The sequence below is a fragment of the Pseudomonas sp. 25 R 14 genome (genome assembly GCF_900004755.1).
In the GTDB taxonomy this organism is placed as follows: domain Bacteria; phylum Pseudomonadota; class Gammaproteobacteria; order Pseudomonadales; family Pseudomonadaceae; genus Aquipseudomonas; species Aquipseudomonas brenneri.
This window is the reverse complement of record NZ_CVTS01000066.1, coordinates 71,630-93,415: the sequence shown is the minus strand read 5'-3', so window position 1 is coordinate 93,415 and position 21,786 is coordinate 71,630. Positions and strand designations below refer to the sequence as shown.

Sequence of the window (21,786 nt, the reverse complement as noted above, 5' to 3'; positions counted from 1 at the left end):
AGTGTCGGCGCAGGCCATGTCGTCATTGTGTCATCGCAATGACGGATTTATGACGACAGGACCCGCTACTGGTTTAGTTGAACGGCGTAGGACGCGGGGTCTTGGCCGAGGACGGCGGCAGGATCGGCAGTTTGAAGTCCGGCTGGTCGCCGGTCAGGGTGTCGAGGAACGCGACAATCTGGCTGACCTCATCGGTGCTCAACTTGCGCCCCAGCTGCAGGCGGGCCATGACGTCCACCGCTTCGGTCAGGTTCCAGTAGGCACCGTCGTGGAAGTAGGGGTAGGTCAGGGCGACGTTGCGCAAAGTCGGCACCTTGAACATCATCCGGTCCTGATCCTTGCCGGTCAGGCCCGCCACGCCCTGGGCCGGATTTTTGGTGGCGTAGGGTTCGACCATGCCCATTTTCTGGAAGGTGCTGCCACCGACCGCCTCGCCGTTATGACAGGCCACGCAGCCGATGCTCTTGAACAACTGGTAGCCCTGCGCTGCCGTGGCGCTGATGGCTGTTTTATCGCCCAGCAGCCAGCGGTCGAACGGGGCGTTGGGGGTGACCAGGGTCTCTTCGAAGGCCGCGATAGCGTTGGTTACATCGTCGAACTTGATGCCGCCATCGCCATACACGTTCTTGAACGCGGCCTGGTATTGGGGGATCGAGCGCAGCACGTCCACGGCCAGGTCATGGGTGAAGCCCATCTCGCCGGGGTTGGCAATCGGGCCGCCGGCCTGTTCTTGCAGGTTGGCCGCGCGGCCATCCCAGAACTGCGCGACGCTCATGCTGGAGTTGAGCACCGTCGGTGAGTTGATCGGCCCCTGATGCCAGTTATGCCCGATGGAGGTGGGCAGATTGTCGCTGCCGCCCATGCTCAGGTTGTGGCATGAGTTGCAGGAAATAAAACCGGACTTGGACAGACGCGGGTCGAAGAACAATTGCTTGCCCAACTCGACCTTGGCGGCGTCAGTGATTTTCGCCGGCTGCACCGGCAGGATCGGCTCGCTGGCGGCTGCGGCCCCCCAGGCCTCACCGCCCAACATCAACCCAAACATCAGCATCAACGGTCTGTACATGGCTTGCTCCCCACAGGCTTATCGTTTTAATAACCATGTGCTCTATGTGGGTAAATCGTCATGATCCAGGTCAATCGAACCGATCAGGGTTTTTCCGCCAGCAGGGTTTCGGCGCCGCGCTCGCGCACCCAGAACAATGTGGCGCCCGCCACCGCCGCCGGCATCATCAGCAGGTTGACCACCGGCACCAGCAGCACCAGGTAGACGATCCCGCCGAAACTCATGCTCTGCCAGCGCTTCTGGCGCAGCCAGGCGAGCATTTCGTTCCAGCCCAGTTTGTGGTTATCGGCTGGGTAGTCGATGTATTGGATCGCCATCATCCATACCCCGAACAGCAGCCACAGGGGGGCGGCGATCAGGTTGACCACGGGAATGAACGACAGGATAAACAGGCCGATGGCGCGTGGCAGGAAGTAACCGAGCTTGCGCATTTCCCGCGCCAGTGTGCGCGGGACCATGGCGAACAGTTCGGCCCAGCTGAAGGCCGGGAAGTCATCGGTACCGCGCACCACCACTTCGACCTTCTCCGCGAGAAAACCATTGAAGGGCGCCGCGATGATATTGGCGAGCATGGTGAAGCTGAAAAACACCATAAAGGCCACCAGCAGCACAAACAGCGGCCACAGGATGTAACTGAGGAAGCTCAGCCAACTGGGTAGCGTCGGCATCAAGGTGTCGACCCATAGACTGAACTGATGACCAGCAAAATAGATCAATCCGACGAACAGTATCAGGTTGATCGCCAGGGGCAGCAGGACAAACAGACGCAGGCCTGGGCTCAAGACCAGTTTCAGGCCTTCGCGCAGGTATTGTGGGCCTGACAGAACGGGGGCGGGCATGGGTAACTCCGGGTAAAAGGGCAAACGCGCCGACCTTACCGGCTTTGCGAAAGTGGTGAAAGCGCGGTCAGCGAGTCGACATTAACGGTAACAAACATGTCGATTAATAGGGGGTACAGAATAGAGACCACCTATGAGCTGGATTGTTATTCCGTATTTCCTTAATCTTGCCCCCCTCTATACGCTGCACCCATTATTTTTCAGGACCTCGCGAGTTCAAGCCTTCCCCAAGTGCTTCGCGGTCCTTTTTTATTCCAGCCGCTCTGTAGTCCGGGCGGTCGATAGGAGTGAGTCATGTCTGATAGCCGTCATTCGCGAGTGATTATTCTCGGTTCCGGCCCTGCCGGTTACAGCGCTGCGGTCTACGCGGCCCGGGCCAACCTCAAGCCGTTGCTGATCACCGGCATGCAGGCGGGTGGTCAGTTGACCACCACCACTGAAGTCGACAACTGGCCGGGCGATGTCCACGGCCTGACCGGCCCGGTGCTGATGGAACGCATGAAAGAGCACGCCGAGCGTTTCGAGACCGAAATCGTCTTCGACCATATCAATGCCGTGGATTTCTCGAAAAAGCCCTACAGCCTGACCGGCGACAGCGGCGTCTACACCTGTGACGCGTTGATCATTGCCACCGGCGCCAGCGCCCGTTACCTGGGCCTGCCTTCGGAAGAAGCGTTCATGGGCAAGGGTGTTTCGGCCTGTGCGACCTGCGACGGTTTCTTCTACCGCAACAAGCCAGTGGCTGTGGTCGGTGGCGGCAACACGGCGGTGGAAGAGGCGCTGTACCTGGCCAACATCGCCAGCACCGTGACCCTGGTTCACCGCCGCGAGACCTTCCGCGCCGAGAAGATCCTGATCGACAAGCTGCACGCGCGAGTTGCCGAAGGCAAGATCATCCTCAAGCTCAACGCTACCCTGGATGAAGTCCTGGGCGACAACATGGGCGTGACCGGTGCCCGCCTGAAAAACAACGATGGCAGCTTCGACGAGCTGAAAGTCGACGGCGTGTTCATCGCCATCGGCCACACCCCGAACACTTCGCTGTTCGAAGGTGTGCTGGAAGCCAAGGACGGTTACCTGGTGGTGAAGGGCGGCCGTGAAGGCAATGCCACCGCGACCAACCTGGAAGGCATCTTTGCTGCTGGCGATGTGGCTGACCACGTTTACCGCCAGGCCATCACCTCGGCCGGCGCCGGTTGCATGGCGGCCCTGGATGCCGAGCGTTACCTCGACGGGTTGAAAGACGTTTCTTGCTAAAACCGTTGAAATAAAAAACCGGCTGCGAGGCCGGTTTTTTTATGTGCGCGATTTGACGAACGCCGCCATCTCAATCTGGCAATCCAATCAATGTGGGAGCTGGCATTAGGGCAAGCCCGGCTCTCACATTGACCGGGTTTGTAAGCTGGATCAGCGGCGGGTCAGGGGCTGTGTGCTGAATTTCACACCCGCCAGGCCATGCTCGATCAATGCGCGGATATTGCCATGGTCATTGCCCTCAGGCGTGGCCAGTACCGAACGGTAATGCTCACCGAACGCCAGCAGCGCTTGCTGGTCGCTCAAGCCCTCCAGCAGCGCCAGGCCCAGGGTCTTGCACGAACCTTCGTTCTGCCCTGCGGCGTTTTCTACGCTGCCATTGGTGAAGGCCTGTGGCTGGTAGTCGTAGCCGGCGGCAATTAAGGCCAGGGTATCGGCAAAGAGGTGTTCGCCGCTGTCGAGGCTGTCGCGCAGGGTGTTCAGGTCAGTCATGGGTTTTTCCTTTGGCAAACGCCGCTTGTTGTTCGGCGCTGGCTTCTTGCTGGTATTGGGCTTTCCACTCGGCGTACGGCATGCCGTAGACCACTTCGCGGGCGTCATCAAGGCTGACCTCGATCTGGCGCTCATCGGCCTCGGCCTTGTACCACTTGGACAGGCAGTTGCGGCAGAACCCGGCAAGGTTCATCAGGTCGATGTTCTGCACATCCTTGCGGCTGTCCAGGTGCGCCACCAGTCGGCGGAAGGCAGCAGCTTCGAGTTCCAGGCGTTGTTGATCGGTCATAGGGTTCACGCAGATTCAGGGGGTTAACGGCTGGCCGCGAGCGTAATCGATACCGACTCGGCAAAGCGCAGCGCATGGGGCTTGTCGACTTCAACCTCGGCATACAGCACCGACTCATTGCTCATCACCAGGTCCAGCAGTTCCTGGGTCAGGCGTTCGAGCAGGGCAAAGCGATTGCCTTCGACGTGGGCGATGATGGCCTTGGTGATGGTGCGGTAGTTCAAGGCGTGGTCGATGTCGTTGTCGCGCACGGCGTCTTGTGCGGCATACAGGATGGTCAGGTTGATCAACACGTCCTGCTTGTTGAGGATCTCATCCTCGTTGATGCCGATAAAGGTGCGCAGACACAGGTCCTTGACCCGGATGCGCGCCATACCTGGTTGAAGTTGTGGCATTGCTACTTGCTCCGTCCAATCAGTTGCAGGAACCCCAGGCGGCTGGCGTTCGGGTTTACTTGACATGCCGCCCGCCGTTGACGGTCAGGGTGGTGCCGGTTACATAAGGGTTGTCCAGCAGGTAACGCACACTCTGGTAAATCACCTCGGGCCCGGGTTCGATACCCAGTGCCGACTTGGCCAGGACCTTGGCACGATAGGCCGCATCGTCGCTGTCGTTGAACATCACCATGGCCGGCGAGATGCCATTGACCTTGATCCGGGGCGCGTATTGGGCGGCGAAGGACAGGGTCAGGCTGTCGAGCCCGGCCTTGGTGGCGCAGTAGGCGATGTGCTGGCGACTGCCCTTGCGGGTGACATCGTCGCTGATGTGCACAATGTCGGCCAGTGTCGAGCGGTGCAACAAGTCTGCACAATGCAGGTTGATCAGGTACGGCGCAAGCATGTGTACGCTGAACATATCGATAAAGGCGTGGGCTTCGTCACCGGGTGTTTCTGCAGCCCAGGTCGAGGCATTGTGGACGATCGCCCGCAGGCTGTCGGTATGGGTCTTGAGTTCGCTGATGAACGCCAGGATACCGGCCTCGCACGAGAAATCGGCAAATACGCCAATCGCGCCACGCTCGCGCAAGGCCTGTACGCCAGGGCGTTCATTGCGATAGCTGAAGATCACCGGTTGGTTGTCGTCCAGCAGGCGCAGGGCGCAGTGCAGGCCGACACGTTGGCCGGCGCCGGTAATCAGGATCGGGGCGGGGGTGACGGTCATGGGAGGCTCGGGTCGCGGGCAAGCTAAAACTATACCAGCGACCGGCCTGTTGCGGATGGGCTCAAACGGTTGCTTCGGCAGGTTTGACCCGTGACGGTGCAGGATTGAGCCAGCCTGCCAGCAGATGGGTCGACAAGGGGATGAACAGATAGACCATCAATGGCGTCAGGGCCAGGGTGCTGACCAGCACGCGACTGAACATGCCCAGCTCGGCCAGCAGCGGTTCAAGGCCAAAGTTGAACAGCAGCGATACCGGGAAAAACGCCAGCCAGATGGCGACGGCCTGTTTCCAGCGCGGCGGGCGCTGGCCCACGGCACCAAACCAGCCTTCCATGCCGCTGACGCGATGCTCCATGGGGTCTGCGAACAACTCGCTGCCACGTCCGAGCCAGGCGCTGCGCGAGGCTGAGAACTCCCAGGCGTGCAGGGTTTTTTCGTCGGCGAAGCGGAAGATGATCTGGAATTCGCCGCCATCGGCCGGCGGTGCAAGCACGCCTGAGCCCAGGTAGCCGGGAAAGTCGGTAGCCAGTTGCTCGCCTTCACGCAGCCAGCTCATCATGTCCTGATAACGACCTTGGGCAGCGCGGCGCGCGACCATCAAGGTGACGGGTAGGGTAGACATTGTGTATCTCCGAATATGTGGGAGCGCTGCACCGGGTAGGTGGCGTCCCTGGCGAAACCGCGGGGTAGGGCGGCTACGCAAAAAAACAGGCAAGGATTATTCCTGATTTGACGAAATACGCCAGCAACATTGGACGGCTGGCCGGATCCCTTGAAAAAGACAGGTAGATAAGCGTTAAATGGGATCCAACTATGCATAAACTTTTGGTTCATTGATGTCTGTAATCACAGCACTCTCCCACGGTCTTGAACAAGGCGACCCGTCCGTTACCGATGAGTTGTTCCCGATTCGTGAAGTCGCAAGATTGACAGGTATCAACCCGGTCACCCTGCGGGCGTGGGAGCGGCGTTATGGTTTGATCCAGCCGGTGCGTACCGAAAGTGGGCACCGCCTGTACACGCAGAAGGACATCGAGACCGTTCATCGAGTTATGGATTGGATCGAGCGTGGTGTGGCGGTCAGCAAAGTTGGCAAAATCCTCGCGCGCGACGATGCTCAGGCCTCTTCCCAGCGCCAGTTGCAGGGCGGCAGCGGTGAACACGAATGGACGCAGTGGCAGCAGCAGTTGCAACTCGCCATTGGCGTTTTTGATGACTTGCAACTGGAACGCCTCTACGGCCAGATTTTTGCGGCGTACCCCGTTGCGGTGGTGTTCCAGGACATCCTGATGCCCCTTTGGCACCAGTTGTTGCGGCATCAGGGGCGTTTCGGCCAAGCCAGCGAATGGCTGTTTTTCGACAGCTTCCTGCGCGCGCGGGTTTCCCAGCGCCTGCAAGTGACCCGCGCAGGTCGCACACCGCAGGTATTGCTGGCGGCCATTGCCGGTGAATGCCGGGAGCTGGAATTGCTGGTCGCAGGGCTCATGTTCAGTGGTGATGAACTGGCTGTTCATGTGCTGAGCGTGGGCCAGCCCCTTGATGAGTTGACGCTGATCTGCGAGAAGACGCGCCCGCAGGCGCTGGTGCTGTTCTCTAACCGTTCACCGACCCAGGAACTGCCCAAGCGCCTGGAACGGTTGGCCCTGACCCTGGAATGCCCGCTGCTGCTGGCCGGTGATGCCGCGGACATGGCCGAGCAGCAACTGGCCGGCAGCGCAATCGGTTGCCTGGGCAATGAAGGACGGTTGATGCAGCGGCGCTTGCAACAGTTTCTTGGTGGAACCCTGGATACCTGAAATCAGGCATGCACTTCGGGGTGGGCCAGGCGATGCTGTTGCAGGATGAACTGGCGCAGGCGTTCGGTTTCATCCACATCGGTCTGGTTCAAGCGGTAGGCAAACAGGCCGCGAGCGGTCTCGCGCTCCAGTGTGCCACGCACCGCAATCCGCTCGTAGCCCGACGGGCTGAACCACATCGAGAACGTCCGTGGTGGTTTGCTGCGGCCCCGGGACTGCACCAGCAGGCCCTTGAATGACACTTCATGCACCCACAACGCACCCGGCTGGCCCCTGACGTTTTCCAGGGCGACCGGCTCTTCGAGCACCAGGCGCCAGGGCCGGATCATCGGCCCGTCCTCGAAAATGCTCGGGACCCCAAGACGCAAGTGCAAGGCATGGAACTCGTCTTCCACCAGTTGCAGTGGAAAGGTCATTTGCTGGTTATCGAATTGTGCCTGGATCGTCACCTGCTCATGGGCTGCAAGCCGCGTGAGCAGGTCACGGATCTGCGCGCCGCCGTTGACCGTCAGGCTCGACGATACATCCCGCACATTCAGTTGCGGGTTGTGGTGCATGCTCTGGATGAACTCCAGCTCGTCCTGCGTCAAAAGCGCGTCGCGTTGCATTGATCTGGCTCAAGGAAAGGCGTGGTAAAAGCGATTATCACTCTAAAGACCGCATTTTCTAAAGTTTGTTAGATCCGCTCGTCGCCCGGAGCGCTGCCAACTGGGCCGTAAGCTCGGCCACCTGGGCTTCCAACTGGGTTACACGCTGCTGGGCCTTGACCTGAGTCGTCACATCTTTTTGTACGCCGACGAAGTAGGTTTGCTTGTCGGCATTGTTGTAAACCGTCGAAAGTGACAGTTCATTCCAGAAGTGCGTGCCGTCCTTGCGGTAGTTGCGCAGGATTTCCCGGCACGCGCCGCCACTGTCCAGGGCTTCGCGAATGGCCATCAGGGCCGGCTGATCGCGGTCGCCCGATTGCAGGAAGCGGCAATCCTGATAAAGGATGTCGTCCAGGGCGTAGCCAGTCAGGCGTTCGAAGGCCGGGTTCACGTAAATCAGTGGCTTGTCCTTGCCTTCCCTTTCTGCCACGACGATCCCGTCGTTGGAGGCGTTGACCACCATTTGCATCAGCTTGGCGTTAATCATCGAGCGATCCATTGCTTGTTTGTGGGCCTGGCAGTGTAAGACAACCCGCCAAGCTTTCCACTGGCTGCTGTTCAATAGTGTGAAGCTGTTAATATCCCAGGTTTTCACTCAACTACAGGATCAGATTGATGAAAGTCGCCATCCTTTCCGGCTCGGTCTATGGCACCGCAGAAGAAGTCGCCCGCCACGCCATGGAGATACTCAACGCCGCCGGTTTCGAGGCCTGGCATAACCCGCGGGCGACCCTGGCCGATGTGCAGGCCTTCGCCCCGGATGCCTTCCTGGCCGTCACCTCCACCACCGGCATGGGTGAGTTGCCGGACAATCTGATGCCGTTGTATTCGACCATCCGCGATCAATTGCCTGGCGCCTGGCGCGGATTGCCGGGGGCGGTGATTGGCCTGGGCGACGCCAGCTACGGCGACACCTTCTGCGGTGGCGGCGAGCAGATGCGTGAGCTGTTTGGCGAGCTGGGCGTACGCGAAGTGCTGCCGATGCTGCGCCTGGATGCCAGCGAAAGCGTCACCCCCGAAGCGGACGCCGAGCCCTGGCTGGCAGACCTGGTCACGGCCCTGCGCGGCTGATCGGGAACTCTCGCAGCAACGCCACGTCCTTGGTCATGCTCGGCGGGGTGTTGCTCCAGTGGTTGCCGCACCTTTATTGGCGTCGCTTCTCTGACGCCACATTGTACGAATCCGAACTATCCTCACGGTTGACCCGCTCGGTCATCAAGCTGGCTGCCAACGCAACTACGGCTTGCCCAAGGTCTGACTAGACTGGCCCTTCACCCCAAAATAATAAGAACACCACAGCGTCGAGGTCATTGCCGTGAGCCTAGCCCCTGTTCAATCGACACAGAGTGTAAAAGACCAGGTCAGCGCTGCCGAATGGCAGACCCGTGTCGACCTGGCAGCCTGCTATCGCCTGGTGGCCCTGCATGGCTGGGATGATCTGATTTTTACCCATATCTCGGCCAAGGTGCCGGGCACCGAAGACTTCCTGATCAATCCGTTCGGGCTGATGTTCCACGAAATCACCGCCTCCAGCCTGGTCAAGGTCGACCAGGCCGGCAACAAGTTGATGGCCAGCCCCTACGAAATCAACCCCGCGGGCTACACCATCCACAGTGCGGTACACGAAGTACGCCACGACGTGGTCTGCGTGCTGCACACCCATACCGCCGCCGGCGTGGCCGTGTCGGCGCAGAAGCAAGGTGTATTGCCCATCAGCCAGCAGTCGCTGTTTGTGCTGTCCAGCCTGGCCTATCACGCCTATGAAGGCGTGGCGTTGAACCACGAGGAAAAGGCCCGCCTGCAAGCCGACCTGGGACCGAACAATTTCCTGATGCTGCACAACCATGGCCTGTTGACCTGTGGCGCGAGCATCGCCGATACGTTCTTGATGATGTTCACCTTCCAGCGTGCCTGCGATATCCAGGTGCTGGCGCAAAACGGCGGAGCCGAATTGATCGCCATCGAGCCGCAGATTCTCGCGGGTGCCAAGGCGATGATTGCCGGCGTGACCAAGAGCGCCCAAGGCATGGGCGGCGCGCTGGCCTGGCCGGCGCTGTTGCGTAAGCTCGACCAACAAGACCCTGGATACCGACTCTGATGCCGCTGACAGAGATTCCCCTGAGTGCCTGGCGCAAGTGCGGGCAGAGCTTTGTCTTTCGCGGGCAGACCATCCGTTATTGGGTGGCCGGGCAGGGCGAGCCATTGCTGCTGATCCACGGTTTCCCCAGTGCCAGTTGGGATTGGCATTACCTCTGGCAACCCCTGGCCCAGCGCAACCAGGTGATCGCCTGCGACATGCTCGGCTTCGGCGACTCGGCCAAGCCCCTGGATCACACCTATTGCCTGCTGGAACAGGCTGACCTGCAACAGGCCCTGCTGGCCCATTTGCGGGTGCGGCAGCCGGTGCATGTCATGGCCCATGACTACGGCGACAGTGTGGCCCAGGAACTGCTCGCCCGGCACTACGAGGGCAGGTTCCAACTGGCCAGTTGTGTATTTCTCAATGGCGGGTTGTTCCCCGAGACCCATCGTGCGGCGCTGGTGCAAAAACTGTTGCTCAGCCCCTTGGGGTGGATGATCGGCCGCGCCTTTGGGCGCAACGCCCTGGCCGACAGCTTCAAACAGATCTTTGGCCCGGCGACCCGCCCCAGTGAAAGTGCCCTGGATGATTTCTGGAGCCTGATCGAAAACAACGGTGGCCCGCGGATCTTGCACAAACTCATCGCCTACATCCCCCAGCGCCGTCAACAACGCGAGCGCTGGGTGGCGGCCATGCAACGCGGCGAGGTGCCGTTGCGGGTGATCGATGGCGAGGTAGACCCGATTTCCGGTGCGCATATGGTCGCGCGTTATCGCGAGCTGATAGCGGATGCCGACACGGTATTGCTGCCCAATATCGGCCATTACCCGCAGGTCGAAGCGCCGGTGCAGGTGCTCAAGCATTACCTGTCATTTCGCGAGGGCATTGAAAACAACCAAGATCGCCTATGGGAACTGGCTTGTGTGGGAGCTGGCTTGCCTGCGATTCGGGCTCCTCGGTAAATCAGTTGCGCCGAGGTGATGCAATCGCAGGCAAGCCAGCTCCCACATAAGCCAGCTCCTACACGAGCCGATCATCCCCGTACCTTATTGCGCACCATTCACCCCCGCCCGTATTTATTGTGACCAGAAGCCCCGTGCCCGACACTCAGCCCATCATCCACTGTCTTTGCTGGAGTTCCCTATGAGTGAGTCTGTGCAGTTCCAAGATAAAGTCGTGATCGTCACCGGTGCCGGTGGCGGTTTGGGTCGTGCCCATGCGCTGCTGTTCGCCAGGCACGGGGCCAAAGTATTGGTCAACGACCTTGGTGGCTCGACTCAGGGCGAAGGCGCCAATGCGTCGGCCGCCGACCGTGTGGTGGCCGAGATTCGCGAGGCCGGCGGGATTGCCGAGGCCAACCATGATTCGGTGACCGACGGCGAAAAGATCGTGCAACACGCCCTCGATGTGTTTGGCCGCATCGACGTGGTGGTGAACAACGCCGGGATCCTGCGCGACAAGACCTTCCATAAAATGGAAGACGGCGACTGGGACCTGGTTTACCGGGTGCACGTCGAAGGCGCCTACAAAGTGACCCGCGCCGCCTGGCCGCACATGCGCGAGCAAGGCTACGGCCGGGTGATCTTCACGGCGTCCACTTCCGGCATCTACGGCAACTTCGGCCAGTCCAACTACGGCATGGCCAAGCTTGGCCTGTATGGCCTGACCCGGACCCTGGCGCTGGAAGGGCGCAAGAACAACATCCTGGTCAATGCCATCGCGCCCACTGGCGGTACGCGCATGACCGAAGGCCTGATCCCGCCACAAGTGTTCGAACGCCTCAAGCCCGAGCTGGTCAGCCCGCTGGTGGTGTTCCTGGGCAGCGAGGCGTGCCAGGAAACTTCCGGGTTGTTTGAAGTGGGCGGCGGCTGGATCGGCAAGACCCGTTGGGAGCGCAGCCTGGGCGTAGGCTTTGACCCCGAGGCTGGCTTCTCGCCCGATGACGTGGCGGCGCACTGGCAGCAGATCTGCGACTTTGAAGGCGCGGCCCATCCCAAGGACAACATCGAAGCCTTGAAGGAGATGATGGACAACCTGCAGAAATACAGCCTGTGATCGTTACCTGAAAAACATTCAATCCTGCGGGGCGCTGATGGCGCCCCGTTTTATTTCAGGCATAAAAAAGGCCGCTGCATCAGCAGCGGCCGAAGTAAGACGTTGGATCAAGGAGCTACAAATCAACGTCAGTGAACACGGGTAACAGACTGAAAATACGCTTCAATCTGTTGAAGACTGGCTTCCAGGAAACACATGGTTTGTTCTGAAAGTTCGGTAAGAATAGTCCCTTGTAACGGAATGAAAAATACTGATTCAGGACAAGGACTGTTACCAAAACAACAACAGTGCCTGCCCCCTGTAGGAGCGAGCTTGCTCGCGAAAAACTTCAGGGCGCCGCGTTAAACCAGGCAAAACGCGTCATCGTTAACGTTCTTCGCGAGCAAGCTCGCTCCTACAGGGGGCGGGAGGGAGAGGGGGTTATCCATTCTCTTGATAGCGCTTCATCCACTGCGTCGATAGGCCCGCCAATACCCACGCTAGAGCCTGTGTTAATCCTTTCGAGCGACAAAACGAATACCTCCTTGGTGCGCTTATCGCTCCTGATGGCGGGCAGTAGGGTGGGGCCTTCTGTCACACCACCCTAGGAAGACGCATGACAAAAACAACAATGCGCGCCATCTTCAGGCCACAGGCGCTGGCCGCTGCGGTTGCTTTGGGTTGCTGCGTTCAGGCGCAGGCTGTTTCATTCAACATCGGCGAGATCGAAGGGCAATTCGACTCGTCGCTGTCGGTTGGTGCCAGCTGGGGCATGCGCGATGCCGATCGCAAGCTGGTGGGCACGGTCAATGGCGGCAGTGGCCAGGCTTCCACTGGGGATGATGGGCGCCAGAACTTCAAGAAGGGCGAGACGTTCTCGAAAATCTTCAAGGGCCTGCACGACCTGGAGCTCAAGTACGGCGACACCGGTGTGTTTGTGCGGGGCAAATACTGGTACGACTTCGAGCTCAAGGACGAAGACCGCGAGTTCAAGCCGATCAGCGACCACAACCGCAAGGAAGGCTCCAAATCCAGCGGTGCGCAGATCCTCGATGCCTTCGTCTATCACAACTATTCCCTGGGGGACCTGCCGGGCACCGTGCGCGCCGGTAAACAGGTGGTCAGTTGGGGCGAAAGTACCTTCATCGGCAACTCCATCAACAGCATCAACCCCATCGACGTCTCGGCCTTTCGTCGTCCGGGCGCCGAGATCAAGGAGGGCCTGATTCCAGTCAACATGCTGTTCGCGTCCCAGGGCCTGACCAACCAACTGACCGTGGAAGGTTTCTACCAGTTGGAATGGGACCAGACCGTGCTGGACAACTGCGGCACCTTCTTTGGGGGTGACGTGGCGGCCGATGGCTGCACCGACAACTACACCGTCGGCAGCCCGGCGATCCGTCCGCTGCAACCGGTGGCCGCCGCGTTCGGCCAGGGTTTTGGGGTGACCAATGAAGGGGTGATCGTGCGCCGCGCCGCCGACCGTGATGCACGGGATTCCGGGCAGTTCGGCATGGCCTTGCGCTGGCTTGGCGATGACACCGAGTACGGCCTGTACTTTATGAACTACCACAGCCGCACGCCGACCGTGGGCACCCTCACGGCCAACACTAACCTTGCGACCATCGGCAATATCATCAACGCGGCCAACGGCATTGCCCCCGGCAGCGGCGCCGGCCTGGCGCAGAGCGTGATGCTCGGACGCGGCCAGTACTACCTGGAGTACCCGGAAGACATTCGCCTGTACGGCGCCAGCTTCTCCACGACCCTGCCCACCGGCACGGCCTGGACCGGGGAAATCAGCTACCGCCCCAACGCCCCCGTGCAACTCAACACCACGGACCTGACCCTGGCCCTGGTCAACCCGATTGCCGGCAACGCCGCCTCGCCGATCAAAAGCTCATTCGGTGCCGACAATACAGGCTACCGGCGCAAGGAAATCACCCAGTTCCAGACCACCATGACCCAATTCTTCGACCAGGTACTGGGCGCCGAACGCCTGACCGTGGTGGGCGAGGCGGCCATCGTGCGGGTCGGCGGGCTGGAGAACAAAACCAAACTGCGCTACGGCCGCGATTCGGTCTACGGCCAATACGGCTTTGGTGGTGATACCGATGGCTTCGTCACGGCGACGTCCTGGGGTTATCGCGCCAGGGCGATCCTGGACTACAACAACGTGATCGCCGGGATCAACTTCAAGCCCAACCTGTCCTGGTCCCATGACGTCAAGGGCTACGGCCCCAACGGCCTGTTCAACGAAGGAGCCAAGGCGCTCAGCGTCGGGGTCGATGCGGACTACCGCAACACCTACACCGCGAGCCTGAGCTACACCGACTTTTTTGGCGGTGACTACAACACCCTGACCGACCGCGACTTCCTCGCCCTCAGCTTCGGCGTGAACTTCTGATTCGGCTTAAAAAGAACAAGGACAACAACCATGCGTAAGATGATTTTGCAGTGCGGTGTGCTGACCCTCAGCCTGTTGGCCGCCAACGTGATGGCCGCCGTGTCACCGGAAGAAGCCGCCAAGCTGGGGAGCACCTTGACCCCGATGGGCGCGGAAAAGGCCGGTAATGCCGATGGCTCGATTCCAGCCTGGACCGGTGGCATCCCCAAAAACGCCGGCGCGGTGGACAGCAAGGGCTTTTTGGCCGACCCGTTTGCCAATGAAAAACCGCTGTTCGTGATCACTGCCGCCACCGTCGACAAGTACAAGGACAAGCTGTCGGATGGGCAGGTGGCGATGTTCAAACGTTACCCTGAGACCTACAAAATCCCGGTCTACACCACTCACCGTACGGTCAACCTGCCCGAGGATATCTACGAATCGATCAAGCGCAGCGCACTCAACGTCAAGTCGATCAACGACGGCAACGGCCTGGAGAACTTTACCGGCAACCGTTACTACGCCTTCCCGATCCCGAAGACTGGCGTCGAGGTGTTGTGGAACCACATCACCCGTTACCACGGTGGCAACCTGCGGCGCATCATCACCCAGGCCACCCCGCAGACCAACGGCAGCTACACGCCGATCCGCTTCGAGGAAGAGTTGGCGGTGCCGCAATTGATCCCGGACATGGACCCGGCCAAGGGTGCCAACGTGCTGACCTTCTTCAAGCAGTCGGTCACCGCACCCGCGCGCCTGGCGGGTAACGTACTGCTGGTGCACGAAACCCTCGACCAGGTGAAGGAGCCGCGCCTGGCCTGGATCTACAACGCCGGCCAGCGCCGCGTACGGCGTGCGCCGCAAGTGGCCTACGATGGGCCGGGCACCGCATCCGACGGCCTGCGTACCTCGGATAACTTCGACATGTTCTCCGGCGCGCCAGACCGCTACGACTGGAAGCTGGTGGGCAAGAAGGAAATGTACATTCCCTACAACGCCTACAAGCTCGACTCGCCGTCGCTCAAATACGACGACATCATCAAGGCCGGCCACATCAACCAGGACCTGACCCGCTACGAGTTGCACCGGGTGTGGGAAGTGATCGGCACGGTCAAGCCAAACGAACGGCATATCTACGCCAAGCGCCACATGTACATCGACGAAGACAGCTGGCAGGTGGCGCTGGCCGACCACTATGACGGTCGTGGCCAACTGTGGCGCGTGGCCGAAGGGCATGCGCAGTTCTACTACAACAACCAGATCCCGGCCTACACCGTCGAGACCCTGTACGACATCATCGCCGGGCGCTACATCGCCCTGGGCATGAAGAACGAGGAGAAGAGCAGCTTCGTGGTTGGCTTCAAAGCCAAGGCAGCGGACTACACCCCGGCAGCCTTGCGCGCCTCCGGCGTGCGCTGATTGTGGGAGCGGGCCCGCTCCCACATTTGGCCGTGTTTCAGTATTCAGATTTTGTGCCGGGGTTCATTTGAAACCCGGCTTTTTTATGTCCGGCAATCAGCCCGCTGAATACTTCTTCAACAACGCCCATTGACAGGACTACGGTAGACCGCACGCCGCATAACAATAAAAAAGGGACGCTGGAATGACCGCCATGACCCGTCGCCTGGATCGCCCTGGATTCATGCCGCGTTTGTCTTGCCACCATTTGCTGCGCCCACGCCTGGCCGAGCCGTTGCTCCATGCCGAGGCGCGGGTGAAATTGCTGTGTGCGCCGGCCGGCAGTGGCAAGAGCGCTTTGTTGGCCGAATGCGCTCTGCAGGCTCCGGCAAACTGCCTGGTGTATTGGTTGCCACTCAATGGCGCCGCCCTGGAACCGCTGGATTTGTGCCAGCGCCTGGCACAAAGCCTGGGCCTGGCGTTTGTCGACGAAGCCAGCCTGTTGCTGGACCTGAGCCGCTGGCAAGCGCCGGCCTGGCTGTTTCTCGATGACTATTGCCGGGTGGCGGCGCCGGCCCTGGATGCTTTGCTCGATCGCGTGTTGGCGGCCAGCAGCCCGGCCTTGATCTGGTGGCTGGGCGCGCGGCGTCGGCCTGCCTGCAATTGGCCGCGGCTGTTGCTCGATGATGAGCTGTGGGAGTGCGGTACTACGGAATTGGCGTTCGATCAGCAAGAGGTCCAGCAACTGATCGAGCATCACGCCGGTGCCGGGCAGACCGCCGACAAGGTCCTGCAGTTCAGCGCCGGCTGGTGCGCCGGCGTGCGTATCGCCCTGCTTGAAGGCGACAGCCATCCCGACAGCGGCGCCTGGCATGGTCGCTCGCAGACCTTGCTCGACTACCTGCAACACGAACTGTTCAGCACTTTGCCCAGCGAGCTGGAGGAAGCCTGGCGTGTCCTGGCGCACCTGCCGCGTTTCAACCCGGGGTTGTGCGAGCACTTGTTCGGGTTTGGCGATGGCGCCGACTACCTGCGTGATCTTCAGGCCCTGGGTGCGTTTATCGAGCCCTGGGAAGACTCGCCGGACTGGCTGCAAGTCTTCACCCCCCTGGCCCAACTGCTGCGCGACGAACCCTGGCCGGCCCGGCGCTCCTGGCACCGGCGCGCCTGCCAATGGTTCACCGCCGCGCAGGATTGGCAGGCGGCGTTTGAGCAGGCGCTGTTGGCTGAGGAATACGAAGTGGCGGTCAGCCTGTTGGAGCACTTCAGTTTCCAAGACCTGTTCCGCCAGCAGAATGCGGTGTTGTTGTTACGCCTGCATGAGCAACACGGCGATGAGTTGATGCTCGGCTCGGCGCAACTGGTGGGGCTGGTCACGGCTGCCTTGCTGTTTGCCGGGCGTTTCGACCAGGCTGCGCAATGCATTGATCAACTGGCGCGTTTCACCCCGCAACCCACGGCCGCCTTGCAACGGCATTTGCTGGCGCGCTGGCAGGCGCAGTGGGGTTGGCTGTTGCACCTGGGAGGCGAAGCGGCGCGGGCGCGGGCGCATTTTCTCGATGCCTTGAATGATCTGCCGGACAGCGCCTGGACATCGCGCCTGATGTGCCTGTCCGGGTTGACCCAGCAAGCGTTGTTGCGCGGCGAACTGGACGTGGCGCAGGCCCTGAACCGCGAGGCGCTGTGCCTGGCGCGGGCCCATGGTTCACTGCTGCTGGAGGCGGTGCTGGAACTTGACCATGCGCAATTGCTGGAGCAGCGGGGCGCCCCGTATCGGGCCCAAAGCCTGCTGGAAGGCGTGCAGGCGATGCTGGCCCAGCAGCGTCTCAAGGCCGGGCCGCTGATGGGCCGGATCGCCCTGCGGCGTGGACACCTGGCATTGCGCCAGGGGCACGACGCCCTGGCCACCGAGTGCCTCGAAGCCGGCCTGGGCATGTGCCTGCACAGCCAGGACAAACGCGTGCTCTATGGGTTTCTCGGGTTGGCGATGCTGGCGGCCAACCGCGGCGACTATGCCCAGGCATTTATCCAGTTGCGCGATGCCGAGCGCCTGATGCAGCGCCGGCATGTTCCCGACACGGTCTACCGGGCCGTGTTGCTGTTGCTCAGCGGGCATTTCTGGTTGCAGCAGGGGCGCGCCGAACTGACCCTGGAAGCCGTCAGCCGAGTGCTGCGCCACTTTCATGGCCCCCTGGCGAAACAGGCGCCGCCGGCGACCCTGGAGCTGATCCCCAGGCTGGAATACCTATTGGTGCTGGCTCAGGTGAAGCTGCGCCAGGCTGATCAACCGATCCCTCGGCTTATGGCCTTGCTGGACACCGCTCGCGAACGTGGCATGCAGTGCCTGGAAGGGGAGTTGCAGTTGGTGTTGGGCGAGGTGGCCTGGCAACTGGGGGAGCGTGCCTTGGCGGTGCGCTCGCTGCAAAACGGGTTGGCCCTGGCGGCGCGCTGCCAGGTGCAGCAGGCGGTGCGTGAACTGCGCCTGCGCCAACCTGGGCTGCTCAGTGAGCTGGGGCTTGAACCTCAGGAGACGCTGGCGGCACCTGGAGAAAACCCGCTGAGCCAACGGGAGTTGGAGGTGTTGCAACTGATTGCGCTGGGCAATTCCAACCTGGAAATTGCCGATCTGTTGTTTATCTCGCTGCACACCGTGAAGACCCATGCACGGCGGATCCACAGCAAGTTGGGGGTGGAGCGCCGTACCCAGGCAGTGGCCAAGGCCAAGGCCCTGGGCCTGATGGCCTGATTACTCCAGGCAATGCAGATCAAAATGTGGGAGCGGGCTCGCGTTTCTGTCAGGGCTGGTAGCCCATGCGCCAACTCACCGCCTGGCTCGCGGCAAGCAATTGCCTGGCCGCCGGCCCATCTTCATCGGCATGGAATAACGACGTCGGCCCCACCACGGTCATCACCGCCACCACCTGCCCCATCGCATTGAATACCGGCGCCGATAGCGCATCGACCCCCGGCATCAGCAAGCCATGGACAAAGTGCAGGCCGCGCTGGCGAATTTGCTCGCACGTTTGCGCATGCGCCTGATTGTCCGCCAGTGCATGGGCGGTGCCGGCCTGGATTTCCAGTTCGCGCAGGTCCACGGTTTCCCGCTCGGGCAAGAAGGCACTGAACACCAGCCCCGTGGATGAGCTGAGCAGCGGCAGCACCGACCCCAGTTGCGTCACCACCGTGACCGCGCGCACCGCCGGTTCGATATGCACCACGGTCGCGCCATGGTTGCCCCACACCGCGAGAAAGCAGGTTTCATTCAACTCATCGCGCAACTGCGCCAGGGGCAGGGTGGCGACTTTCAGCACGTCCATGCTACCCAGCGCCGCCAGCCCCACGCGCAAGGCCTCGCGGCCCAGGCCGTAATGGTTGGTGGCGGTGTTCTGTTCGGCAAAACCCGAGGCAATCAGGGCCTGCAAGTAACGGTGGACCTTACTGGCCGGCATCTGCACATGTTCGGCCAGGCGCGACAGGGACGTGGCCGGCGACAGTTCAGCCAGGGCCTTGAGGATGTCGGTGCCGACCTCGGCCGAACGGACTTTCTGTTTACCGGTGTCGCGGGTAGCGAGCGGCTTTTCCATGGCAGGCGTGTATCCCAGAGACGAATGGCGGTCTTTATAGCTTGACGCTCCCTACCAATCAAATTACGTTATGCGTAATTGGATTACGATAAAAATAACGGCGGCGTGCGCAGGCTTCTTCAAGAGGGCGGCGTTGTGCTGTTCACTCCACTTGAGGAGGCATCATGTCCCCTGATTCCTTGGCCTACCAATCGGGCTTTGGCAATGAATTCGCCAGCGAAGCCTTGCCCGGCGCCCTGCCTGTCGGCCAGAACTCCCCGCAAAAAGCGCCCTACGGGCTGTATACCGAACTGTTCTCCGGCACCGCCTTCACCATGGTGCGCAGCGAAGCCCGGCGCACCTGGATGTACCGCATCCAGCCGTCGGCCAATCACCCTGCATTTATCAAGCTGGAACGGCAACTGGCCGGTGGCCCGCTGGGCGAGGTCACGCCCAACCGCCTGCGTTGGGACCCGCTGGAGATTCCCGCAGAACCTACCGACTTTATCGATGGGCTGGTGGGCATGGTGGCCAACGCCGGTGCTGAAAAGCCTTCCGGCATCAGCATCTACCACTACTGTGCCAACCGCTCCATGGAGCGGGTGTTCTTTAATGCCGACGGCGAACTGTTGATCGTTCCCGAGCAAGGTCGCCTGCGCATTGCCACCGAGCTGGGCGTGCTGGAAGTCGAGCCGCTGGAAATCGTCGTGCTGCCGCGAGGCCTGAAGTTCCGCATCGAGCTGCTGGATGCCCAGGCGCGCGGCTACGTCGCCGAAAACCACGGAGCACCGCTGCGCCTGCCCGACCTGGGGCCGATCGGCAGCAATGGCCTGGCCAACCCGCGGGACTTCCTGACCCCGGTCGCCCACTACGAAGACCTCTCGCAACCCACACCCCTGGTGCAGAAATTCCTCGGCGAGCTGTGGGGCTGCACCCTGGACCATTCGCCGCTGAACGTGGTGGCCTGGCACGGCAACAACGTGCCGTACAAATACGACCTGCGCCGCTTCAACACCATCGGTACGGTGAGTTTCGATCACCCGGACCCGTCGATCTTTACCGTGTTGACCTCGCCCACCAGCGTCCACGGCCTGGCCAACCTCGACTTCGTGATCTTCCCGCCGCGCTGGATGGTGGCCGAGAACACCTTCCGTCCACCGTGGTTCCACCGCAACCTGATGAACGAATACATGGGCCTGATCCAGGGCGCCTACGATGCCAAGGCCGAAGGCTTCCTACCGGGTGGCGCGTCGCTGCACAGTTGCATGAGCGCCCACGGCCCGGATGGTGAGACCTGCACCAAGGCCATCGCCGCGGACCTGGCGCCGCACAAGATCGATAACACCATGGCCTTCATGTTCGAGACCAGCCAGGTGCTGCGCCCGACCCGCTTTGCCCTGGACTGCCCGCAACTGCAAAACACTTACGACGCTTGCTGGGCCACGTTGCCGGCAACCTTCAACCCGAATCGGAGATAAACCATGACTCAGTCCACTCTCACCCGTAGTTGGGTGGCCTCGGCCAACGGTCACACGGATTTCCCCCTGCAGAACCTGCCCCTGGGCATCTTCAGCCTCAACGGTTCGGCACCGCGCAGTGGTGTGGCGATTGGCGAACATATTTTTGATCTGCAAGCGGCCCGTGAGCTGTTTGACGGGGATGCCCGCCGCGCCGTCGACGCCATGGCGGACGGTCAATTGAACGCCTTCTTCGAACTGGGCCGTGCCCCACGGGTTGCCCTGCGGGCCCGCCTGCTGGAACTGCTCGCCGAGGGCAGCAACCAGCAAGCGCAACTGCAAGGCCTGGGCGCCCAGGTGCTGCCACTGGCTGCCGATTGCCAGATGCACCTGCCAGCGAAAATCAACGATTACACCGACTTCTACGTCGGCATCGAACACGCGCAAAACGTCGGCAAACTGTTCCGCCCCGACAACCCGTTGCTGCCTAACTACAAGTACGTGCCGATCGGTTATCACGGCCGGGCTTCGACGATTCGCCCGTCCGGCACCGACGTACGCCGGCCCAAGGGGCAAACCCTGCCAGCCGGCCAGACCGAACCGACCTTCGGCCCTTGCGCGCGTCTGGACTATGAGCTGGAACTGGGGATCTGGATCGGCCAGGGCAATGCCATGGGCGACTCGATTGCCATTGGTGATGCGGCCGATCACATCGCCGGTTTCTGCCTGCTCAACGACTGGTCGGCCCGGGACATCCAGGCCTGGGAATACCAGCCGCTGGGGCCGTTCCTGTCAAAAAGCTTTATCACCAGCATCTCGCCGTGGGTGGTCACCGCCGAAGCCCTGGAGCCGTTCCGCAAGGCCCAGCCCGCCCGCCCGGCCGGCGACCCACAACCGCTGCCGTACCTGCTGGACAAGCGCGATCAAGCCGGCGGCGGTTTTGACATCGAACTGGAAGTGCTGCTGACCACCGCCGCGATGCGCGAGCAGAACCTGCCAGCCCATCGCCTGACCCTGAGCAACACCCAGCACATGTACTGGACCGTGGCGCAAATGGTGGCGCACCACAGCGTCAACGGCTGCCAACTGCAGGCCGGCGACCTGTTTGGTTCGGGCACCTTGTCGGGCCCTGCGGCAGGCCAGTTCGGCAGCCTGCTGGAAATCACCGAAGGCGGGAAAAAGCCAATCGAACTGGCCTCCGGTGAGGTGCGCAAGTTTCTTGAAGACGGCGACGAAATCATCCTGCGTGCCCGCTGCCAGCGTGATGGATTTGCCTCCATCGGCTTTGGCGAATGCCGTGGCACTGTGGTCGCGGCGCGCTAAG

21 protein-coding genes are annotated in these 21,786 nt (G+C 61.3%); 11 read left to right on the top strand and 10 right to left on the bottom strand.

Annotated features, from left to right (window positions below; translation table 11 throughout):
* Positions 1–73 precede the first annotated feature (73 nt).
* Both BFQ03_RS25820 and cysZ read right to left on the bottom strand, forming a co-directional pair.
* Positions 74–1,066: a cytochrome-c peroxidase gene (locus BFQ03_RS25820; protein WP_032857720.1), complete on the bottom strand. Its 993-nt coding sequence runs from the start codon at positions 1,064–1,066 to the stop codon at positions 74–76.
* 83 nt (positions 1,067–1,149) lie between these two features.
* On the bottom strand, positions 1,150–1,905 hold the full coding sequence (cysZ, locus tag BFQ03_RS25815) for a sulfate transporter CysZ (protein ID WP_032857719.1): 756 nt from the start codon (positions 1,903–1,905) through the stop codon (positions 1,150–1,152).
* 294 nt (positions 1,906–2,199) lie between these two features.
* Here cysZ and trxB point away from each other — a divergent pair, with 294 nt between their 5' ends.
* Positions 2,200–3,162, top strand: coding sequence for a thioredoxin-disulfide reductase (gene trxB, locus BFQ03_RS25810; RefSeq protein WP_032857717.1), 963 nt, complete (start codon positions 2,200–2,202; stop codon positions 3,160–3,162).
* A gap of 150 nt (positions 3,163–3,312) precedes the next feature.
* Here trxB and BFQ03_RS25805 read toward each other — a convergent pair whose 3' ends face one another.
* From BFQ03_RS25805 to BFQ03_RS25785, 5 genes are all read right to left on the bottom strand, one after another.
* On the bottom strand, positions 3,313–3,651 hold the full coding sequence (locus BFQ03_RS25805) for a HopJ type III effector protein (protein WP_065944293.1): 339 nt from the start codon (positions 3,649–3,651) through the stop codon (positions 3,313–3,315).
* Positions 3,644–3,940 carry a DUF1244 domain-containing protein gene (locus tag BFQ03_RS25800; protein ID WP_032857713.1) on the bottom strand — a complete coding sequence of 99 codons (297 nt, stop codon included), beginning with the start codon at positions 3,938–3,940 and terminating at the stop codon, positions 3,644–3,646. The genes BFQ03_RS25805 and BFQ03_RS25800 overlap by 8 nt, the downstream gene beginning before the upstream one ends.
* Positions 3,941–3,963: 23 nt before the next feature.
* Entirely contained in the window at positions 3,964–4,335 is a 372-nt protein-coding gene (folX, locus tag BFQ03_RS25795; RefSeq protein ID WP_032857710.1) for a dihydroneopterin triphosphate 2'-epimerase, read from the bottom strand.
* 55 nt (positions 4,336–4,390) lie between these two features.
* Positions 4,391–5,101, bottom strand: coding sequence for a dihydromonapterin reductase (gene folM, locus BFQ03_RS25790; RefSeq protein WP_032857707.1), 711 nt, complete (start codon positions 5,099–5,101; stop codon positions 4,391–4,393).
* 61 nt (positions 5,102–5,162) lie between these two features.
* A complete protein-coding gene (locus BFQ03_RS25785; RefSeq protein ID WP_065944292.1) occupies positions 5,163–5,723 on the bottom strand; it encodes a putative antibiotic biosynthesis monooxygenase in 561 nt (186 codons plus the stop codon).
* A 214-nt stretch (positions 5,724–5,937) separates the two neighbouring features.
* On the opposite strand from BFQ03_RS25785, the gene BFQ03_RS25780 reads away from it, so the two are divergent.
* Entirely contained in the window at positions 5,938–6,897 is a 960-nt protein-coding gene (locus tag BFQ03_RS25780; protein WP_065944291.1) for a MerR family transcriptional regulator, read from the top strand.
* Positions 6,898–6,899: 2 nt separating this feature from the next.
* Here BFQ03_RS25780 and BFQ03_RS25775 read toward each other — a convergent pair whose 3' ends face one another.
* Together BFQ03_RS25775 and BFQ03_RS25770 are read right to left on the bottom strand one after the other, a co-directional pair.
* The gene (locus BFQ03_RS25775) at positions 6,900–7,505 is read right to left on the bottom strand and encodes a hypothetical protein (RefSeq protein ID WP_032857702.1); all 606 of its coding nucleotides are present in this window, start codon (positions 7,503–7,505) and stop codon (positions 6,900–6,902) included.
* Between the two features lie 58 nt (positions 7,506–7,563).
* The gene (locus tag BFQ03_RS25770; RefSeq protein WP_032857699.1) at positions 7,564–8,031 is read right to left on the bottom strand and encodes a PAS domain-containing protein; all 468 of its coding nucleotides are present in this window, start codon (positions 8,029–8,031) and stop codon (positions 7,564–7,566) included.
* A 128-nt stretch (positions 8,032–8,159) separates the two neighbouring features.
* On the opposite strand from BFQ03_RS25770, the gene BFQ03_RS25765 reads away from it, so the two are divergent.
* The 7 genes from BFQ03_RS25765 (at position 8,160) to BFQ03_RS25735 (ending at position 18,188) form a co-directional block, all read left to right on the top strand.
* Positions 8,160–8,615: a flavodoxin gene (locus BFQ03_RS25765; protein ID WP_032857698.1), complete on the top strand. Its 456-nt coding sequence runs from the start codon at positions 8,160–8,162 to the stop codon at positions 8,613–8,615.
* Between the two features lie 244 nt (positions 8,616–8,859).
* On the top strand, positions 8,860–9,642 hold the full coding sequence (locus BFQ03_RS25760) for a class II aldolase/adducin family protein (RefSeq protein ID WP_032857695.1): 783 nt from the start codon (positions 8,860–8,862) through the stop codon (positions 9,640–9,642).
* Complete coding sequence (locus BFQ03_RS25755; protein ID WP_065944290.1) at positions 9,642–10,586, top strand: alpha/beta fold hydrolase; 945 nt, start codon at positions 9,642–9,644, stop codon at positions 10,584–10,586. The genes BFQ03_RS25760 and BFQ03_RS25755 overlap by 1 nt, the downstream gene beginning before the upstream one ends.
* Positions 10,587–10,767: 181 nt before the next feature.
* Positions 10,768–11,679, top strand: a complete 912-nt coding sequence (locus BFQ03_RS25750) for an SDR family oxidoreductase (RefSeq protein ID WP_065944289.1) — start codon at positions 10,768–10,770, stop codon at positions 11,677–11,679.
* Positions 11,680–12,274: 595 nt separating this feature from the next.
* Positions 12,275–14,065 (top strand): DUF1302 domain-containing protein, encoded by a 1,791-nt coding sequence (locus tag BFQ03_RS25745; protein ID WP_032857692.1) that lies wholly within the window; start codon positions 12,275–12,277, stop codon positions 14,063–14,065.
* A 30-nt stretch (positions 14,066–14,095) separates the two neighbouring features.
* The gene (locus BFQ03_RS25740; protein ID WP_065944288.1) at positions 14,096–15,463 is read left to right on the top strand and encodes a DUF1329 domain-containing protein; all 1,368 of its coding nucleotides are present in this window, start codon (positions 14,096–14,098) and stop codon (positions 15,461–15,463) included.
* A 184-nt stretch (positions 15,464–15,647) separates the two neighbouring features.
* Positions 15,648–18,188, top strand: coding sequence for a LuxR C-terminal-related transcriptional regulator (locus BFQ03_RS25735; RefSeq protein WP_065944287.1), 2,541 nt, complete (start codon positions 15,648–15,650; stop codon positions 18,186–18,188).
* Between the two features lie 49 nt (positions 18,189–18,237).
* On the opposite strand, the gene BFQ03_RS25730 is transcribed toward BFQ03_RS25735, so the two are convergent.
* Positions 18,238–19,026, bottom strand: coding sequence for an IclR family transcriptional regulator (locus tag BFQ03_RS25730; protein ID WP_065944286.1), 789 nt, complete (start codon positions 19,024–19,026; stop codon positions 18,238–18,240).
* 164 nt (positions 19,027–19,190) lie between these two features.
* Here BFQ03_RS25730 and hmgA point away from each other — a divergent pair, with 164 nt between their 5' ends.
* A complete protein-coding gene (hmgA, locus tag BFQ03_RS25725) occupies positions 19,191–20,483 on the top strand; it encodes a homogentisate 1,2-dioxygenase (protein WP_065944285.1) in 1,293 nt (430 codons plus the stop codon).
* Positions 20,484–20,486: 3 nt separating this feature from the next.
* Positions 20,487–21,785, top strand: a complete 1,299-nt coding sequence (fahA, locus tag BFQ03_RS25720) for a fumarylacetoacetase (protein ID WP_065944284.1) — start codon at positions 20,487–20,489, stop codon at positions 21,783–21,785.
* Position 21,786 lies beyond the last annotated feature (1 nt).

Bases quoted from the DNA above. Each gene is read 5' to 3' on its own strand.
- BFQ03_RS25820 (WP_032857720.1), bottom strand. From the start codon at position 1,066: ATGTACAGACCGTTGATGCTGATGTTTGGGTTGATGTTGGGCGGTGAG.
- cysZ (WP_032857719.1), bottom strand. From the start codon at position 1,905: ATGCCCGCCCCCGTTCTGTCAGGCCCACAATACCTGCGCGAAGGCCTG.
- trxB (WP_032857717.1), top strand. From the start codon at position 2,200: ATGTCTGATAGCCGTCATTCGCGAGTGATTATTCTCGGTTCCGGCCCT.
- BFQ03_RS25805 (WP_065944293.1), bottom strand. From the start codon at position 3,651: ATGACTGACCTGAACACCCTGCGCGACAGCCTCGACAGCGGCGAACAC.
- BFQ03_RS25800 (WP_032857713.1), bottom strand. From the start codon at position 3,940: ATGACCGATCAACAACGCCTGGAACTCGAAGCTGCTGCCTTCCGCCGA.
- folX (WP_032857710.1), bottom strand. From the start codon at position 4,335: ATGCCACAACTTCAACCAGGTATGGCGCGCATCCGGGTCAAGGACCTG.
- folM (WP_032857707.1), bottom strand. From the start codon at position 5,101: ATGACCGTCACCCCCGCCCCGATCCTGATTACCGGCGCCGGCCAACGT.
- BFQ03_RS25785 (WP_065944292.1), bottom strand. From the start codon at position 5,723: ATGTCTACCCTACCCGTCACCTTGATGGTCGCGCGCCGCGCTGCCCAA.
- BFQ03_RS25780 (WP_065944291.1), top strand. From the start codon at position 5,938: ATGTCTGTAATCACAGCACTCTCCCACGGTCTTGAACAAGGCGACCCG.
- BFQ03_RS25775 (WP_032857702.1), bottom strand. From the start codon at position 7,505: ATGCAACGCGACGCGCTTTTGACGCAGGACGAGCTGGAGTTCATCCAG.
- BFQ03_RS25770 (WP_032857699.1), bottom strand. From the start codon at position 8,031: ATGATTAACGCCAAGCTGATGCAAATGGTGGTCAACGCCTCCAACGAC.
- BFQ03_RS25765 (WP_032857698.1), top strand. From the start codon at position 8,160: ATGAAAGTCGCCATCCTTTCCGGCTCGGTCTATGGCACCGCAGAAGAA.
- BFQ03_RS25755 (WP_065944290.1), top strand. From the start codon at position 9,642: ATGCCGCTGACAGAGATTCCCCTGAGTGCCTGGCGCAAGTGCGGGCAG.
- BFQ03_RS25750 (WP_065944289.1), top strand. From the start codon at position 10,768: ATGAGTGAGTCTGTGCAGTTCCAAGATAAAGTCGTGATCGTCACCGGT.
- BFQ03_RS25745 (WP_032857692.1), top strand. From the start codon at position 12,275: ATGACAAAAACAACAATGCGCGCCATCTTCAGGCCACAGGCGCTGGCC.
- BFQ03_RS25740 (WP_065944288.1), top strand. From the start codon at position 14,096: ATGCGTAAGATGATTTTGCAGTGCGGTGTGCTGACCCTCAGCCTGTTG.
- BFQ03_RS25735 (WP_065944287.1), top strand. From the start codon at position 15,648: ATGACCGCCATGACCCGTCGCCTGGATCGCCCTGGATTCATGCCGCGT.
- BFQ03_RS25730 (WP_065944286.1), bottom strand. From the start codon at position 19,026: ATGGAAAAGCCGCTCGCTACCCGCGACACCGGTAAACAGAAAGTCCGT.
- hmgA (WP_065944285.1), top strand. From the start codon at position 19,191: ATGTCCCCTGATTCCTTGGCCTACCAATCGGGCTTTGGCAATGAATTC.
- fahA (WP_065944284.1), top strand. From the start codon at position 20,487: ATGACTCAGTCCACTCTCACCCGTAGTTGGGTGGCCTCGGCCAACGGT.